20 protein-coding genes and 1 other RNA gene are annotated in these 16744 nt (G+C 67.9%); 14 read left to right on the top strand and 7 right to left on the bottom strand.

From position 1 onward, the window contains the following. Nucleotides 1-159 precede the first annotated feature (159 nt). From ACWF99_RS26355 to ACWF99_RS26340, 4 genes are all read left to right on the top strand, one after another. Nucleotides 160-768 (top strand): YdcF family protein, encoded by a 609-nt coding sequence (locus ACWF99_RS26355; RefSeq protein WP_378632968.1) that lies wholly within the window; start codon nt 160-162, stop codon nt 766-768. 95 nt (nt 769-863) lie between these two features. After that, complete coding sequence (locus ACWF99_RS26350) at nt 864-1802, top strand: acyl-ACP desaturase (RefSeq protein WP_378632971.1); 939 nt, start codon at nt 864-866, stop codon at nt 1800-1802. A 48-nt stretch (nt 1803-1850) separates the two neighbouring features. Then, nucleotides 1851-2324 (top strand): SsrA-binding protein SmpB, encoded by a 474-nt coding sequence (gene smpB, locus ACWF99_RS26345; RefSeq protein WP_378632974.1) that lies wholly within the window; start codon nt 1851-1853, stop codon nt 2322-2324. Beyond that, a complete protein-coding gene (locus ACWF99_RS26340) occupies nt 2321-3184 on the top strand; it encodes an EamA family transporter (RefSeq protein WP_452537663.1) in 864 nt (287 codons plus the stop codon). The genes smpB and ACWF99_RS26340 overlap by 4 nt, the downstream gene beginning before the upstream one ends. A 4-nt stretch (nt 3185-3188) precedes the next feature. Here ACWF99_RS26340 and ACWF99_RS26335 read toward each other — a convergent pair whose 3' ends face one another. After that, nucleotides 3189-4487 (bottom strand): ABC transporter substrate-binding protein, encoded by a 1299-nt coding sequence (locus ACWF99_RS26335; RefSeq protein ID WP_378632978.1) that lies wholly within the window; start codon nt 4485-4487, stop codon nt 3189-3191. Between the two features lie 225 nt (nt 4488-4712). Here ACWF99_RS26335 and ssrA point away from each other — a divergent pair. The 5 genes from ssrA to ACWF99_RS26310 all read left to right on the top strand — a co-directional run bounded on the left by ssrA (nt 4713) and on the right by ACWF99_RS26310 (nt 7941). Continuing rightward, nucleotides 4713-5085: a transfer-messenger RNA gene (ssrA, locus tag ACWF99_RS26330) on the top strand. A 105-nt stretch (nt 5086-5190) separates the two neighbouring features. Further along, a complete protein-coding gene (locus tag ACWF99_RS26325) occupies nt 5191-5520 on the top strand; it encodes an ArsR/SmtB family transcription factor (RefSeq protein WP_378632993.1) in 330 nt (109 codons plus the stop codon). Between the two features lie 14 nt (nt 5521-5534). Then, nucleotides 5535-6215: a cation transporter gene (locus tag ACWF99_RS26320; protein ID WP_452537662.1), complete on the top strand. Its 681-nt coding sequence runs from the start codon at nt 5535-5537 to the stop codon at nt 6213-6215. 2 nt (nt 6216-6217) lie between these two features. Further along, nucleotides 6218-6826, top strand: a complete 609-nt coding sequence (locus tag ACWF99_RS26315; RefSeq protein WP_452537757.1) for a methyltransferase family protein — start codon at nt 6218-6220, stop codon at nt 6824-6826. Nucleotides 6827-6879: 53 nt separating this feature from the next. Further along, entirely contained in the window at nt 6880-7941 is a 1062-nt protein-coding gene (locus ACWF99_RS26310; protein WP_378651787.1) for a hypothetical protein, read from the top strand. An 89-nt stretch (nt 7942-8030) separates the two neighbouring features. Here ACWF99_RS26310 and ACWF99_RS26305 read toward each other — a convergent pair whose 3' ends face one another. Beyond that, complete coding sequence (locus tag ACWF99_RS26305) at nt 8031-8240, bottom strand: DUF5302 domain-containing protein (RefSeq protein ID WP_063816119.1); 210 nt, start codon at nt 8238-8240, stop codon at nt 8031-8033. A 111-nt stretch (nt 8241-8351) separates the two neighbouring features. Between ACWF99_RS26305 and ACWF99_RS26300 the strand changes: the two genes are divergently transcribed. Continuing rightward, nucleotides 8352-9239: a hypothetical protein gene (locus ACWF99_RS26300; RefSeq protein WP_378632999.1), complete on the top strand. Its 888-nt coding sequence runs from the start codon at nt 8352-8354 to the stop codon at nt 9237-9239. Here ACWF99_RS26300 and ACWF99_RS26295 read toward each other — a convergent pair. Continuing rightward, complete coding sequence (locus tag ACWF99_RS26295) at nt 9217-10041, bottom strand: DUF1266 domain-containing protein (RefSeq protein ID WP_378633002.1); 825 nt, start codon at nt 10039-10041, stop codon at nt 9217-9219. The genes ACWF99_RS26300 and ACWF99_RS26295 overlap by 23 nt on opposite strands. A gap of 141 nt (nt 10042-10182) precedes the next feature. Here ACWF99_RS26295 and ACWF99_RS26290 point away from each other — a divergent pair, with 141 nt between their 5' ends. Together ACWF99_RS26290 and ACWF99_RS26285 are read left to right on the top strand one after the other, a co-directional pair. Further along, complete coding sequence (locus ACWF99_RS26290) at nt 10183-10878, top strand: helix-turn-helix domain-containing protein (RefSeq protein WP_378633004.1); 696 nt, start codon at nt 10183-10185, stop codon at nt 10876-10878. Between the two features lie 124 nt (nt 10879-11002). Next, nucleotides 11003-11491, top strand: coding sequence for an NUDIX hydrolase (locus tag ACWF99_RS26285; protein ID WP_378633007.1), 489 nt, complete (start codon nt 11003-11005; stop codon nt 11489-11491). On the opposite strand, the gene ACWF99_RS26280 is transcribed toward ACWF99_RS26285, so the two are convergent. The 4 genes from ACWF99_RS26280 to ACWF99_RS26265 all read right to left on the bottom strand — a co-directional run bounded on the left by ACWF99_RS26280 (nt 11467) and on the right by ACWF99_RS26265 (nt 14510). Continuing rightward, the gene (locus tag ACWF99_RS26280; protein ID WP_378633010.1) at nt 11467-11865 is read right to left on the bottom strand and encodes a VOC family protein; all 399 of its coding nucleotides are present in this window, start codon (nt 11863-11865) and stop codon (nt 11467-11469) included. The two genes, ACWF99_RS26285 and ACWF99_RS26280, sit on opposite strands and share 25 nt — an antisense overlap. Before the next feature lie 52 nt (nt 11866-11917). Further along, entirely contained in the window at nt 11918-12331 is a 414-nt protein-coding gene (locus ACWF99_RS26275; RefSeq protein WP_378633013.1) for an arsenate reductase ArsC, read from the bottom strand. 142 nt (nt 12332-12473) lie between these two features. Next, nucleotides 12474-13775 (bottom strand): D-arabinono-1,4-lactone oxidase, encoded by a 1302-nt coding sequence (locus ACWF99_RS26270; protein ID WP_452537661.1) that lies wholly within the window; start codon nt 13773-13775, stop codon nt 12474-12476. A gap of 57 nt (nt 13776-13832) precedes the next feature. Next, nucleotides 13833-14510 (bottom strand): TetR/AcrR family transcriptional regulator, encoded by a 678-nt coding sequence (locus ACWF99_RS26265; protein ID WP_358070330.1) that lies wholly within the window; start codon nt 14508-14510, stop codon nt 13833-13835. 129 nt (nt 14511-14639) lie between these two features. On the opposite strand from ACWF99_RS26265, the gene ACWF99_RS26260 reads away from it, so the two are divergent. Continuing rightward, nucleotides 14640-16133 carry an MFS transporter gene (locus ACWF99_RS26260; protein ID WP_378633018.1) on the top strand — a complete coding sequence of 498 codons (1494 nt, stop codon included), beginning with the start codon at nt 14640-14642 and terminating at the stop codon, nt 16131-16133. A 174-nt stretch (nt 16134-16307) separates the two neighbouring features. Further along, entirely contained in the window at nt 16308-16724 is a 417-nt protein-coding gene (gene crcB / locus ACWF99_RS26255; protein WP_378633020.1) for a fluoride efflux transporter CrcB, read from the top strand. Nucleotides 16725-16744: the final 20 nt, after the last annotated feature.

Raw genomic sequence — 16744 nt, 5'->3', positions numbered from 1 at the left:
CCGGAAATTTTGCGATGCCACGCACCAGCGGTGGCCGACATACGCATGTGAGTTGTCGTAGCCGCAGGTCAAAGGGATACCTGACGTCGACGACCCGGCGCACCGTTGCCGAGCGGGACCGATCACGGAGATCGGCCCGAGCTCGAGGAGGCGACGGCAATGGTGCGGTGGACTTGGGGCAAGCGTGTGGTGTGCGCGGCGATAGCGGTCACGGGATTGGCCTGCGTGCCGGTACCCGCCGGTGCCGACTTTCCGGCCCCACCCGGTCTCGACTTCGCGCGGGCGCTGGGCACACCGACCCTGCCCGGCATCTACGGCCCCGACACCGCCGTCGTGGTCCTCGGCTACGGCCTGACCCCGGAGGGCACGATGCGCGAGGAACTCGTGCGACGACTGCGCGCGGGCCTGGCCCAAGCCGTCTTCGCGCCATGGTCGCCGATCATCGTCACCGGCGGCAACCCGCAAGCCGGTCTGTCCGAAGCCGACGCCATGGCCGAGTGGCTGATCGGCGCCGGCATCGACGAGAGCCGGATCCTGCGCGAATCCGAGGCCGACTCGACGGTTGCCAACGCTCGCAACACCGCGGCAGTGCTCGCCGACAAGGGCTTGCGCTCGGTCGTTCTGGTCACCTCCGAGGACCACATCGCCCGGGCCAGAGGCGCATTCGCCGACGCGGGCGTCCTGGTTGTCGGCGACCTCACGCCCGACCGCGCCCAGTGGGATTCGGTGCCACTGCACGTCGGCAGCTTCGGCCCCGCACCGCTGTGACCGATCATCGCCGCACGTCGGCAGTTGTGATGAGTAGTCGCGGAAATCTCGGCAATAACCCCGAGAACCCACCCTTCGCCTCGTAGCGTCGACCCATGACGCTCCACCTGTCCGACAGCGACATCCTCGCCGAGCTCGAGCCGACGGCCGAAGCCAATCTCAACGACCACCTGTCCAAGGCCAAGATGTGGCACCCCCACGACTACGTGCCGTGGGACGAGGGCCGCAACTTCGCGGCCATGGGCGGCGACGACTGGGATCCCGAGCAGTCGCGACTGAGCGAGGTCGCCAAGGCGGCGATGATCACCAACCTGCTCACCGAGGACAACCTGCCCTCCTACCACCGCGAACTCGCCGACACCTTCGGCTTCGACAACGCCTGGGGCACCTGGGTCGGCCGGTGGACCGCCGAGGAGAACCGCCACGGCATCGTGCTGCGCGACTACCTCGTCGTGACCCGCGCCGTCGACCCGGTCGCGCTCGAAGAGGCCAGGATGTCGCACATGACCGCGGGCATCGCCAAGCCGGAGAAGGGTTCGCAGTTCCTCAAGGGCGTCGCCTACGTCACGTTGCAGGAGCTCGCGACCAGAATCAGCCACCGCAACACCGGCGCGCTGTGCAACGACCCGGTCGCCGATCGCATGCTGGCCCGGATCGCCGCCGACGAGAACCTGCACATGATCTTCTACCGCAAGCTCTGCGCGGCGGCCCTCGACCTCACGCCCGACGAGGCCATGCGGGCCATCACCGACGTGATCCTGCGTTTCCAGATGCCCGGCCTCAACCAGCCCAACTTCCGCCGCAACGCGGTGCTGCTCGCCAAGCACGGCGTGTACGACCTGCGCCAGCACCTCGATGTCGTCTTGCGCCCGACCCTGCGGATCTGGCGAATCTTCGAGCGCACCGATTTCGGTCCCGAAGGCGAGATCGCCCGCGACGAGCTGCACACCTACCTGCTCGACCTCGAGGTCAAGGCGGCCCGTTTCGAGGAGCAGCGCGACCGCGCACTGGCCAGGGCGGCCGCCCGGGTCTGAGTCAGCCATGGAATAAAGCGCTGGCGCCGTCACTTACAGTTGACCGTTATGAAGGAAAAGGGGCGCAAGGTCATCGCGACCAACCGCCGGGCGCGGCACAACTACACGATCCTCGACACCTATGAGGCGGGGATCGCGCTGGTCGGCACCGAGGTGAAGAGCCTGCGTGAGGGCAAGGCCTCGCTCGTCGACGCCTTCGCGACCGTCGACCACGGTGAGGTCTGGTTGCGCGGGCTGCACATCCCGGAGTTCAGCCACGGCACCTGGACCAATCATTCGCCGCGCCGCACCCGCAAGCTGCTGCTGCACAAGCGTGAGATCGAGCACCTGGTCGGCAAGTCGCGCGAGGGCAACCAGACGCTGGTGCCGCTGTCGATGTACTTCTCCGACGGCAAGGTGAAAGTGGAGCTCGCCCTCGCCAAGGGCAAGCAGGACTACGACAAGCGTCAGGATCTGGCCCGCAAGCAGGCCGAGCGCGAGGTCACCCGTGAAGTAGGTCGGCGGGTCAAAGGCATGCGTTGATCTCCGTAGTGCTCGCCCTCGTCGCGGCGGCGGGCTACGGAGTCAGCGACTTCTTCGGCGGGATCGCCGCGCGCAGGGTCACGGCGCTGCGTGTGGTTGTGGTGTCGTACCCGTTTTCCGTGCTGCTGGTCTTGCTGATCGCGCCGCTGGTGGGCGGGCATGCCGACACCGCGTCGGTGCTGTGGGGTCTGGCCGCCGGTGTGGCCAGCGGCTTGGCGGTGTGGTGGTTCTACGCCGCGCTCGCCGACGGTCCGATGTCGGTGGTGTCGCCGCTGACCGCGGTGCTGGTCGCGGGGATACCGGTCATCGCCGGGTTCCTTCTCGGCGAACGGCCCGGCGCGATCGCGATCGCGGGCATCGCCGTGGCCCTGGTCGCGGTGGTGCTCGTGAGCCGGGAGGCACCCGACGAAACCACCGAGGAAATCACCGGCGGCAGGCAACTGCGTTTCACCCGCCGGGTCGCGCTCCTCACGATCGGGTCGGGCGCCGCGTTCGGTTTCGCGTTCTACTTCCTGCACGAAACGAGCGCGAGCGCCGGACTGTGGCCCCTGCTCGCCCAGCGGGTGGCGGCCACCGCGGTCGTGTGGACATCGGCGCTGGCGGCAGGCGAATTCCGCGGACTGCACGGTGAACCCTTGCGCTTGGCCCTGGCGGTCGGCGTGCTCGATGTGATCGCCAATGCCGCGCTGCTCTACGCCTTCCACGGCGCGATGCTGTCGGTGGTGAGCGTGATCGGCTCGCTGTATCCGGCGGCGACCGTGCTGCTGGCGATGGTCCTGCTCGGCGAACGCATCAGCGCCACCCAGAAGGTCGGTATGGTGCTCGCGCTCACGGCGGTCGCCATGATCGCCGCGAGCTGATTCCCTACAACCGGGTGCAGGGCTCGTGCAGGTTCAGCCGACCCAGCGTCTTGCCCTGATAGCCGACACTCACCGCTCTGGCGCCCATCGGCGCCTCCCGGTCCGGTTCGAACACCGCCGACCACTCCGTCTCCAGATCCGGTTCGGCCGCACCCGCCGGGTGGATCACGACCATGCCCTCACCGTCGGGTTTCATCGCGCCGACGCTGCGCCGCAGGCCGGCGCGGGTGAGTTCGCCGTTCGCCGCCGCCGCGGTGAGCAGGGCTTTGAGTGGATAGGTGATCGCCCAGCCCAGCGAATAGCCGAAGTTGGCCGGTTCGCCGGTGATCGCGTCGCGGGCGTGCTTGGCGCCCACGCTGTCGCCGGCCCAGCTGTCGACCGGGGTCGTGTAGTTGTAGAGCGCGGTCAGCGCCGGTGCGGCCGCCGATTGCAGCAGTGCCGCGTTCCAGGTGGGCAGCGAGCCGAGGAATCGCCCGGTGAAACCCGACTTCACGAGCTTGCCCACGATCTCCGCGGTCTCGGCGGGTCCGGTGGCCAGCATCACCAGGTCCGGCGCCGCGGCCAGGATCTCAGCCACGGGCCCGTCCTGGTTGCCGACCTCGGCATTGGGTCCGGTGTCGATGCGATCGGCGATGGTGGCGTCGTTGGCCAGCGCCCACTTCAGCGCGCCGCTGGCGTAGTCGCCGCCGTAGTTGCCGCGATAGGCGACCACGGCGATATTGCGCGGCGCGTAATGGGTTTCGGCGAACCAGTCGAGGCCGGTCACCGCTTCGGTGCAGTAGGAGTAGCCCGCGCTGAGCACCAGATTGCGGTCGGCGCTGCGATAGTTCCAGCCCGACCACTGGGTGGCCGCGGTGCTCACCATGTCGTCGGCGTCCATCTGGTTCAGCATCGCGACGGTCTGCGCGGTCCCGAAACTCATCGACAACGCGAGCACGTTCGGCTCGATCTCCTCGTACGCGCTGCGATGGGTGCGCGGATCGTAGGAGGTGTTGCGGGTGTAGGTGCTGATATCGATGTCGTAGCCACCGATGCCGCCCGCCGCGTTCACCTGCTTCCAGAACGCCACCTGACCGTCGTTCATCGAGGCACCGAGCGGGGTGAACGGCCCGTTCGCCAGATCCGAGAGCACCCCGAGATAGATGCAGCCGTTATCGGTGTTCGGCGAACCGGGACAGGGCGTGCTGGTGACGCCCGGCGCGGCGGTGGACTCGCCCGACGAGCAGGCCGCGGCCAGCACGAGACTCGCAACAGCCGGGATCGCCGCGAATCGGCGCAGTCCACGGTGACTGGTGAATGCCATGAGATAACTCCTTGCTCCAGTCGCCCAGGACATTTGACCGTTCCGGGGCGGCCGAACGAGAACAGTACCCGTCACCACCGGCGGCCCCACCCGGATTCGCCGAGGCCATCTGGCGGGGTTCGCTACAAGATCACTCAGGCGACACCGCGAGCTGGCAGAAATAATGGGAAGATCTCACGCCGCGCCGGTGTTAATATGACTAGCCCGCACGGTGCGGGCACGTACGGGGCTGAACGGTTTCGACTGCGTACGTTGATTCAGGGGAAGCGTGTCGGTGCAGGCAAGAGACCACCGTAAGCGTCGCTGCAACCAATTAAGCGCCGATTCCAATCAGCGCGAGTACGCCCTCGCTGCCTAAGTAGCCAGGTCGTCTCTGTCAGTCCGGGTTCGTCCCTCGACCCGGGTACTGGCATCAGCTAGAGGGAATTACCGTTCGGCTCGGTCGCGGAGTCGGATGGGACATCTAACAGCGACTGGGATCGTCATCCAGGCTTGTTCGCGAGACTTGGAGATCCAAGCAGAGACATAGCGAACTGCACACGGAGAAGCCCTGAAGACGCGGCGGAGGACCCGGGTTCGATTCCCGGCAGCTCCACCCGAGGCCCCCCACCTGACATGCAGGTGGGGGGCCTTTTCGTGCCCGCTCAATGGTGCCATCAGTACATCCTTTTCTGAATACAGATTCTGATGTACCGTTAGGTCTATGGAATCCACGGTGCAGACCGAAGCGCTGTCCCGGTTCGGTTATGCCCTCTCGGACTCGACCAGAACCAAGATCCTGCTGAGTCTGCGGAAGGAACCCGGCTATCCGTCGGAGCTGGCCGAGGCGATCGGTGTCTCGCGGCAGATCCTGTCCAATCATCTGGCCTGTCTGCGTGGATGTGGTTTGGTCGTCGCGGTTCCCGAGGGGCGGCGCAGCCGGTATGAGCTGGCGGATCCGCGGATCGGGCGGGCGCTGGACGATCTGGTCGGGCTTGTGCTCGCTGTTGATCCGGCCTGTTGCCCGGCGGCGGAATCGGATGGCTGCTGCTGATGGAGGCGATCGGGATGCCGGTGCCGATCGCGCCGAGTTCGGTGCGTCAGGCGGTGCTGGCGACGCGGATTCGGTGGTTGGTCACGGCGACGATCAGCTACAACGTGGTCGAGGCGGTGATCGCGCTGACCGAAGGCGCGCGGGTGTCCTCGTCCGCGCTGATCGGGTTCGGGCTGGACTCGGTGATCGAGGTGTCCTCGGCGGCCGCGGTGGCGTGGCAGTTCGCCGGGCGCGATCCGCAGGCGCGGGAGAAGGTGGCGCTGCGGGTCATCGCGTTCTCGTTCTTCGCGCTGGCCGGCTATGTCGCTGTCGATGCCGTCCGTTCGCTGCTCGGGGTCGGTGAGGCGCGGCATTCGGCGGTCGGGATCGGGCTGGCGGCCGCGAGTCTGGTGATCATGCCGGTGCTGTCCGCCGCGCAACGGAGGGCAGGACGCGAGCTCGGGTCCGCCTCCGCCGTGGCCGATTCCAAGCAAACCCTGCTGTGCACCTATCTTTCGGCCGTGTTGCTGGTCGGCCTGCTGCTCAACAGCCTGTTCGGCTGGTCGTGGGCCGATCCGCTCGCGGCGCTGGTGATCGCGGTGATCGCGGTCAGAGAAGGAATCAACGCCTGGAAGGGCGAGCCCTGCTGCGCGACGAGGTCCACCGATGTCGGTCCCCGCAGCTGCTGTGACAACGACGATCGAGGAAACACCTGATGATGGCGATCTGCGCACTGGTTCTGTACCTGGTATTCGGCCTGCTCGGCTTCGGCTGGCGGAGTTGGCGTCAGTATCAGGCCACGGGTTCGACCGGTTTCCACGGCATCAGCGGACGGCCCGGCTCGATCGAATGGCTCGCCGGCGTCGGTTTCGTCGCCGCGATCGTGGTCGGCACGGCGTCGTCGGTGCTGCAGCTGGCCGGTGTCGTAGCCCCGATCGGGGCGCTGTCCGCGACGCCGATTCAGGCCGCCGGATTCGTGCTCGCCGTCGCGGGTATCGCGGCAACGCTGTACGCGCAGAACGAGATGGGCGAATCGTGGCGCATCGGGGTCGATCCCAGTGAGACGACGATCTTGGTCGACACCGGGGTGTTCGGTCTGCTTCGCAACCCGATCTTCACCGCGATGCTCGTCTTCGCGGGCGGTGTCGCACTGATCATCCCGAACGCTGTCGCGATCGTCGCGTTCGCACTGTTGCTGGTGACGATCGAGCTGCAGGTACGGGCGGTCGAAGAGCCCTATCTGACACGGGTCCACGGCGCGAACTACCGTGCCTACCTCGCGGCGACGGGACGGTTCGTCCCCGGCCTCGGACGGGCTCCACTCTGATCCGGTAGACCCTGGTGAAGGGTGGTGCGGGTGGGCCACGTAGAACTGAGCGAATGACGCGGTATGCATACGACTCGGGGGCGGGAACGCTGGTCGCCACCTGGGGGACCGGTCGCGGTGATGTCGCCGAGACGATCGCCGAGGTGCCAGGCGCCGAGCACGGCGTGGAGCTGGCGGCGGCCTTGGCGAGTCTGGCGCGGTTCCAGTGGCGGACCTACACCCATCCGGCGACCGCCGCCGGTGATCCCGATGTCGTGAACGGGGAAGCGTGGCGGCGGGCGGAGGAGCGCAATCGCTTCGCGAAGGTCGAAGCCGCGCTGCGCACCCCCAATCTGCCCGACGACGACGGTTGCATGCTGGTCTTCTACAGCCCCATCGAGGAATCCGCGCACCATGTCGGCCGCGTGCTCCATGCGATCGGTGACGCGAGCCTGGTGGACCGGGTGGTGAACGAGGTGCTCACCGAGCAGGCGGCGATCACGGCCGCGGAACTGGGCGATCTGGCAGGTCGAGCCAGGCAGGCCGTCGAACTCACCCGCCCGGAGATCTCCCCGGTGCAGGTGCACGCGGCGGACAGCCTGCTCCGGGCCAATCCCCTCGGCTCGATCGACCTGTTCACCGAACTGGACCCCGCCGCCGCCTCGGTCGCCGCCGCGCACTGGCTGCGAGCCGCGGCGACGGTGGCAGGTGAGGTCACGGGCCTCGAGCCGGTGGACGTGGTCGCCGAGGCGGACGACATCGAAGCCCTCCAGGTCGAGACGCCGACCGTGGTCCTGGAACGGCTCGGCGCGGGGGAGACGCCCACCCAGGTGGTGGTCGACCTGATCGCCGATGCCATCGCGGTCTCCGAGGGCAAGGTTCGCGACCTGGACGGCATCATCGAAGCCGCGCAGGAAATCGAGGAACGCGACGACGAAGACGACGATCTCGACGACTGGACCGACGGCTACCGCATCTGCCGCCTCGACCCCACTCGCCCCGCGATCGATCTGCTCGAAGACCTGCTCGGCGCCATCCGGGGATGCTGGCTGGTCTTCAGCGAAGCCGACAGCGGCGCCACCTTCGAGGACTCCGTCCGAACCGAAGCGGACGCCGATACCTCCCGCTTGCAGTAGCTTCCGATCCACCGAAAAGCCCTGCGCCGCACGGTGATCACCGCGGCGCAGGGCTGCTCACGGACGGGACAGCGCCGCCCGGTGTGGGGCTATCCGCCGGCGCGACGACGGAAGGTGCGCTTCCCGCCCGCCTGCGCATGCGTCCCACGCACTTTGGCGGAATTCTGGGCCGCGCCACCCGCGGAGGAGTGGCCGTTCTTCCGCTCGAGCGCCTCGCGGAACCGCCGCTTCGTCGCCTCCTCCGGGGTTTCGATCGCGTCCGCGGACTGTTCGGCGGAGACTTCCTGTTCATCGGGCATGCGTACAGCCTGCCACCTCGGCGCACCGTCGAACACCATCGGCAGGACCATCGCCCCGCTCGCGAGGGCCCCTCGGTAGGATCCACCGATGCGGGGCAGGCCAGGAGGGACGTGGCTTTGATCGAAGTATGGGGTGCGCGAGTCGCGGTCCGGTACGCGGACGGGCGGTTGGTGACGACGCCGCTGCGCGCAGACAACGAGATCGCGCTCGACGTCGGAGTGGCCGAGCTGGGCAGGATCGCGCTGGCGAACACCGAGGACGGGCAGATGGCGTTGCTGCTGTTCTTCCGGTCGGCGCAGTTCGTGGTGAACGGTGCGCCGACGGATCGTCATCCGGTGCCGGTGTTCCTCGAAACCGGCCTACGCGAACAGGCGCAGGCGCTGATCAGGGCGGTCGAACGCGACCTGGTCAGCCTACGCAGGGTGTTCCCGCCCCGCCCGAATCTCGTTCCACCGCACTCGGTGCAGGGTTCGAACGGCCCGCGGCGCCCCGATGTCACGGCGGCCGCACGCCGAATGCGGCACGCGGGCAACTCCTTACGCGAGATCGACATCCTGCACAGCTGTGCCCGGCCCGACGAGTACGTCCTCGAACTCGCCCAGGCGGGCCACGAGGGCGCTCCCGGCCTGGTTGCGATCACCACGCTGCGCCTGCTGTTCGTGTCCGCGTGGGCGGTCTACGAATTCCCGGTCTCGGTCCTCACCGGCGCCGAAGTGCTCACCGCTCCCGGACAGGTCGCGACGCTGCGGATCTCGGGAGCGGGCACCGATCTCGATTTCGTCGACTGGGAACCCGCCGACTTCACCCGCATCACCGAGGCCGTTCGTCTGGCCTGCGAGATCGAGCACGTCGACGGATCCATCGCCCAGTCGATGCCCTGCTCGGCCGACCTCTTCGGCGAATGGCAACTGCTGGTGGAACGCCGCAAACTGGGCATGGTCGACGACGATCCGTTCCGCCGTCAAGCCGTCGGCATCATGCTGACGATGCCGGGCTGAACACCGGCGCACCCGGATGCAGCGACACCCGCCGCCACGGACTCGACGGTCGAAGGTGCAGCCCCGCGATCATCCGCCTACGTTCGGCCACTTGGCTTTTCGCGGCCGACAGATCTTGCGTGGCCGCCCAGAAGATCGCACCGGTGAGGAACCCGTCGCCGAACTGGCGCCAGTTGCGATAGTGCTGACGCGCCCGATCCAGCCCGGTCAGCATGTGTTCCCACGCCTCGTCCTCGGTCAGGTATCCGGCCGTGCACGCGGCGCGGGCGATGAACACCAGCCGTGCCAGGTCCCATGCGGTGGCGTCGATCTGTAGTGGCGTCGGCAGGCTGTCGGTGATGCCGAGTTTGATGGCCTGTAGCCAGGCGTCGTAGTCGCGATCGATCCCGGCGGGCCCGCGATACCCGCGGAAACCCGAGAGGGTGTGCAGGAATTCGCGATGTTCGTCGGCCAATCCCGACCGATCGACCCGGCCGGTGTCGGTCGCGGCCATCACGGCGAGCGGATGGACGAGTTCGAACAGCGGCGCGTGCATCCCGGCCAGCAGCCGCCGCACGGTGTCGTGGGCGTCCTCGGCGTTGTCGACGCCCCACGACTCGTGCAGTCCTTCGATCGCGGTCTCCCGCCGCGTCGACGCGCTGTCGGGCTCCTCCGGGAGGAACGCGACGCCGTCGCACTGCGCACCCCAGCTGCGCCCGTAATACGCACCGACGGCCAGCGCCCTGATCCGGTCGTCGTCGACAGCCGCCCCCGACCACACGTCCGGCTCGATATCTATGTCCGCACCGGGAAATCCCGCCACCCGCGGCCGTCCACCCCGCACTGATGCTGTCGGTTGCATTGGCACCCCTCTGCCGAGCCGAACGTCGTGCCGTCAGATCTTACGTACCGGGTGATCACGCTGCGGCAGCTACCTGTCGGTGGGCGGGACTACCGTCGAAGTGTGGCCGAATACCGGGAACGCGAATCGCGGCTGGACCGAGCGGTGGTCTGGTCGCGGACCATGCCCGCCGCCACCGGCCCCGTCACCGTGTTCCCCGACGGTTGCATGGATCTGATCTGGACCGAGGGCACATTGATGGTGGCGGGTCCGGACAGTCGCGCGTTCCTCGCGCCGGCCGCGCGTGCCAGGGAATTCGTCGGCATCAGGTTCGCGCCGGGCACCGCTCCCACGTTGCTCGGGGTTCCGGCGGTAGAACTGCTCAACCAGCGGGTCGACCTGGCCGAGATCGCACCGTCGCGCACCACCCGCGAACTCGTCGACCGCATCGACAACGCGCCCGACCGCGGTGCCGCCTTGGAAGCGATCGCATTACGATTCGCCGCCGACAACGGCCCTGCCGATCCGGCGCTCACCGCCGTTGTCGATGCCCTTTCGGCGGGCGCGACGGTCGCCGAAACCGCCGATCGGACGAGCATGTCGGCCCGGATGCTGCACCGGCGCTCCCTGTTCGCCTTCGGCTACGGACCCAAGATGTTGGCCCGTATTCTCCGATTTCAGCGTGCGCTCGCGGCGCTTCGCACCGGAGTTCCGGCGGCGCACATCGCCGCCGTGACCGGCTTCGCCGACCAGGCGCACCTGTCCCGGGAGGTCCGTGACCTGGCGGGATGCTCGGTGCGCACCCTGCAAACCGGCTGACCGGGCGTCTCACCGCCCGGAAAGTCTCATTCGGCACAGCGTGACGGAAGGTTTAGGCTCACTAGTGCACGCCCCGTCGCAAGTGCTCAGTCCAGTCCGAACACCGACGAGAGGATGTGACCTGATGATCGACGAATCCGTGTACTCCACGCTCCGTATCGAGGCAGAACGAGACGAAATCCGCCGGCTTGTCGTCGGCGCGGTCGTCGTCCGCCATCATCGAGTGCTCATCCTGCGCCGCCGACGATCGGATTTCCTGGGTGGCCGGTGGGAGTTGCCCAGCGGCGTCGTCGAGCCGGGTGAGGCACTCGACGAAGCGCTGGCCCGCGAAGTCGCGGAGGAAACCGGGCTCGAGGTCACCGGAGTCAGCGACTACCTCGGTGATTTCGACTACCTGACCGGTGCGGGCGCCCGCACCAGGCAGTTCACCTTCGTCGTCGACGTGGCCGCCACGGGACCGGTGACGCTCACCGACCACGATGCCCACCTGTGGACCAGGCTCACCGGAGAACCCCCGGTCAGCGACGAGGTCCGCGAGATGCTCGGCCGCTATCAGCAGCGTCAGCGCGACCCCCACGACTGGTCGTCCTATTCGGCGGGCAACGGCGCGTAGAGGTCGATGCCGTGCCCGTCGGGGTCGGCGAGCGAGGCGTAGCGCTGACCCCAGAAGGCATCCCACGGTGGCAGTTCGCCGTGATGGCCGGCGTCGACGAGCTCGGCGTAGAGCTTGTCGACCTCGGCCGGATCGGCGCATCGGAACGCGAGACTGCTGCGGCCGGGACCGGTCGGCGGCTGCCAATCGGGCGCGAAGGAGGCGATCGTCGCCTCGGTGTCCAGCGCCAGCCGAAGCCCGCCGCCGATCACGGCCTCGGCATGGCCCTCGGCTTCGGCGCCGTCCGGGAAGACCAGTCCCAGCCTGCGGTAGAAGGCCACCGAAGCGGCCATATCGGAAACTACAACGGACACGACATCAAGCTGTGGAGTCATATTCGCAGCGTAAACACTCGATCGCGGGTGCGTCTTGAACGAATCGGACGTCTCAGCGGGCGGGCACCGGCAGCAGTTCGGCGATCAGATTGCCGATCAGAATCTGCAGGTGGTCGCGAATGCCGCGCACCACCTCGATCGGCTGACCCGCCGGATCCGACAGCACCCAGTCGCGATAGCTGATCCCCGGAAAATACGGGCACACCTCGCCGCATCCCATCGTGACCACCACATCCGAGAGCCCGACGACATCGTCGGTGAGCGCGGTCGGCCGTGCGCCCGCGATATCGATCCCGATCTCGGCCATGGCCACCACCGCGGCGGGGTTCAGCGCGGCGGCCGGTTCGCTGCCCGCCGTGCGCACCTCGATCCGGTCACCGGCCATGGCGCGCAGGAGACCCGCCGCCATCTGTGATCGGCCCGCGTTGTGGACGCAGACGAACAACACGCTGGGAGTGTGGGCCATGGTCGCCCTTTCGGCGCAGGGGCGAAGTGCTTGTGGCGCTTCGGATATCACCCGTCATCATTCCATCAGCGCGCTGCGGCGGGGGCGGGTGTGGACGAACCGGCGACCCGGTTGTCCGAGCAGTGTCCGCGCGGCGAGATCGTCAGTCGAGTCCGCCCAGTACCCGGTGCACGTAGTCGTTGGCGAATACCCCGGTGGGGTCGAAGCGGCGGCGCACCGCGGTGAAGCGGTCCCAGTCGGGGTAGCGCGAGCGCAGTGTCTCGGCGGTCTGGAAGTGGCGTTTGCCCCAGTGCGGCCTGCCGTCGTAGGCGTCGAAGACCGCCTCGCACGCGCGGAAATACGGTTCCCACACCATGCCCTGATACTGGTGCACCGCGATGTAGCAGGTGTCGCGTCCGCCCGCGGGGGACAGGAAGGCGTCGTCGGGCGCGACCCAGCGCACCTCGATCGGCATCGGCGTGCCGAATCGTCTTCCCAGCGCGAGGATCTCGCGAATCGCCTCGGCCGCGTGCGCGCGCGGGATCGCGTATTCCATCTCGTTGAACTTCACCAGCCGCGGGGTGGAGAACACGCGATAGGAACGGTCGACCTGCCGGTTGTTGCTCCCGGCGAGCGTGGCCGCGCGGTGAATCATGGGGATGGCGGCGGGAATTCGCCGACCGAGCTTGCACATGCCGTCGTAGACATGGTTGGCGATCAGGATGTCGTTGATCCATTCGCGCATCGTGCCGCGCGGCTGTTCCGGCGCCTGCGTGCGATCGATGGCCTTGGTCATCGCCGTGGCGCTGTGCGGGAACGCGAAGAACTCGAAATGATCACTGCCGTCGGCGAATTCGTCGATATCGGCGAGCACATCATCCAGCGGCACCGGCCGCTCGACGCACTCCAGGACGAACGACGGCTCGAGTTGCAGGGTGGCCGCGGTGACAACGCCGAGCGCGCCGACGCTGACCCGCGCCGCCTTCCAGCCGTCGGGGTCGGTCTGCTCGTTGAGCTCCACCAGGGTGCCGTCCGCGCGCAGCACCTCCACCGAGTGCAGTGCCGCGGAGATATTGCGCAGCCGGGCGCCGGTGCCGTGGGTGGCGGTGGCGGTCGCGCCCGCGAGGCTCTGCGTATCGATGTCGCCGAGATTGGGGAAGGCCAGGCCGTGTCCGTGCAGCAGCGGGCTCGCCGCGTGCAGCGAAATCCCGGCCTCCACCCGCACGCGTCCGGTGGCGGAGTCGACGTCGAGAACCTTGTCCAGACCGCTGAGGTCGATCAGCGTGCCGTCGGTGAGCACGGCGTCGGTGAACGAGTGTCCCGACCCGGCGACGCGCACGGTCCGCCCCGCGGCCGCCGATTCGGTCACGATCGCGGCCAGTTCCTCGACGTCGCGTGGCGCGGCGACGACGGCGGGTGTGCAGCTCTGCTGGCCTGCCCAGTTCACCCAGGTGCTCTTGGTCATGTGTCCAACAGTAGAGGATGCACTGTGACGCGCGCTACTGGTCGGACAGGTTTCGGCTCAGCGACGGCGTCCGAGGCAGCCGGCGGCCTTGGCCTGCTCGACTTCCTCGTTGGTCATCGGCGCGACCAGCAGTGGCCTGCGCGGCACCGCGTCGGTGCGCACGCCGTTGAGTGCGATGGCCATATATCGTTGCCACACTTCGGAATTGATCGGCCCCGCGAACTCCGCGAGGGAATTGACCATGTGGATCAGCGCGAAGAAGTCGGTGGTCGCGATGTCGGGGTCCACCGCGCCCGCCGCGCGGGCACGATCGATGATGCCCGCGACCGCCGGTTGGATCCGGTCGCGCAACTCGGCGAAACGGGCCGGATCTTCCTCGAGTTCGAGCATCACCTCGCCGAAGCCGCGGTTGGTCGCCAGGTGTTTGCACGCACTCTCGAAGAACTCGACGAGCGCGAGCCAGGCGTCCGGGTTGCTCATGGCCGCGTCAGCCGCGTCGGCGAAGTCCTTCACGTGCTGGTCGAAGACCTCGGCGATCAGTTCCTTCTTGTTCGCGAAGCGCCGGTACACCGTGCCGACGCCGACTCCGGCGCGCTCGGCGACGTCGTCGAGGGTGATCTCGAGGCCGTGATCGGCGAATAGCTCACGGGCGGCCGCGACGATGCGTTGCTGATTGCGCGCGGCGTCGGCGCGCAGCCTGCGAGGTGGTGTGGCAGTCGTCGTGGCGTGATTCACAAGTACATCCTATCAATCCGGGGATTAAGTGGAGGTCATTTCTCCGTTACTCTGGTAGCTTCTAATGAAGCGGAGGCGGTATCTCCGATTATGCCACCTGAAACCACCCGCAGACCTTCTAGGGGAGTTATGACCACCACACTCGACACCGGGCTCGAGAGCCCCGCGGATACCGGTCGCCGCGGCTCGCACGCCCTGCGCTGGTGGGTGCTTGCCGTACTCGGCATCGCCCAGCTGATGGTCGTGCTCGATGCGACGATCGTCAATATCGCGCTGCCCGCGGCCCAGGCCGACCTCGGCTTCGGCGACGGTGACCGGCAGTGGGTCATCACCGGCTACGCCCTCGCCTTCGGCAGCCTCCTGCTGCTCGGCGGCAGGCTCAGCGACCTGTTCGGCCGCCGCAACACCTTCATCGTCGGGCTCGTGGGCTTCGCGGTGGCCTCGGCCATCGGCGGTGCGGCCTCCAGCTTCGAGATGCTCGTCGCGGCCCGCGTCGGCCAGGGTGTGTTCGGCGCGCTGCTCGCGCCCGCCGCGCTCTCACTGCTCACGGTCACCTTCACCGAACCCGGTGAGCGGTCCAAGGCGTTCGGCATCTTCGGTGCCGTCGCCGGTGCCGGTGGTGCGATCGGTCTGCTGCTCGGTGGCGTGCTCACCGAATGGGCGTCGTGGCGCTGGGCGATGTACGTCAACCTGATCTTCGCCGCCGTCGCGCTCGTCGGTGCTGTGCTGTTGCTGGCCAAGCACACGTCGACCTCGCGTCCCAAGCTCGACTGGTACGGCACGGTCACCGTCACCGCCGCGCTGTTCGGCATCGTCTACGGCTTCTCGCACGCCGAGTCGAACGGCTGGAGCGACCCGACCACGCTGGCCTTCCTGATCGGTGGCGCCGTGCTGCTCGCGGCCTTCGTCTGGATCGAGACCAAGGTCGCGCACCCGTTGCTGCCGTTGCGCATCGTCGCCGACCGCACCCGTGGCGCGTCGTACCTGACCGTGTTCGTCATGGGCATCGGCATGTTCGCGATCTTCTTGTTCCTCACCTTCTACATGCAGCTGACCCTGGCGTACACGCCGATCGTCACCGGTCTGGCCTTCCTGCCGATGGTGGCGGGCATGGTGGTCTCCTCGACCACCGCGCCGTCGCTGCTGCTGCCGAAGGTCGGCCCCAAGATCGTCATCAGCGGTGGATTCCTGGTCGCCGCCGCGGGCATGCTGTGGCTCACCCAGATCGGTCTGGACTCGGGCTACGCCACCCATATCCTGCCCGCGCTGGTCCTGCTCGGCCTCGGCCTCGGTGGTGCGATGTCGGTCGCGTTCCAGGGTGCGACGGCGGGCGTGCAGCACGAGGACGCCGGCGTCGCCTCGGCGATGGTCAACACCAGCCAGCAGGTCGGTGGGTCCATCGGCACCGCGCTGCTCAGCACCATCGCGGCCTCGGCGATGACCGATTACGTGTCCTCGCACCAGCCGGGCCCGCTCACGATGGCGCAGGGCGCGATCGAGAGCTACACCACCAGCTTCTGGTGGGCTACGGCCACATTCGTGCTCGGCGCGATCGTGATCGCGGCGATCATGCCGAACACCGTGCCCGCCCCGGCCGAAGGTGAACCGGTGCTGGCGCACTGATCCAGGACAACTGCCAGACGATGGCCCGAACCGACAATCGGTTCGGGCCATCGTCGTTCGCCGGTGAGGGCTGCTGAAAGTTTGCCACGGGGCGCACCGCTCGCCGGGGTGTCGGTGGGTCTCGATACGATGAGCGACGACCACCACACGGATCGGCCGACGGGAGGGGAACGCATGGCATCGCGGCCCCCGGCGCTCGATCCGGCCGTCCTCGCGGCGATCTCGGTGGGTGGTGGACTCGGCGCCACCGCCCGTTTCGGCGTCGGGCACTGGTGGCCGGTACTCCCCGGCCGATTCCCGTGGTCGACGTTGACGGTGAATGTGCTCGGCTGCTTCGCGATCGGGGTGCTCATGGTCGTGGTCACCGAACTGTGGGAAGCACCGAAACTCGTGCGGCCGTTCCTGGGAATCGGTGTGCTGGGGGGCTTCACGACTTTCTCCACCTATAGCCTCGAGATTCGTAGACTCATCGGCACCGGCGCGACGGGCACGGCGGTCGCCTATCTCGGCCTGTCGGTGCTCGCGGCGCTCGGTGCCGTGGCAGTCGCCATGAGCGTGACCCGCTGGGGCGCGCGGCGGGGGTTCGCGTGAAATCGACGACGGAAGGGGGC

Source organism: Nocardia sp. NPDC055002 (genome assembly GCF_053608825.1).
The sequence above is the reverse complement of the archived record's forward strand: the minus strand, read 5'-3'. Positions and strand labels throughout refer to the sequence as shown.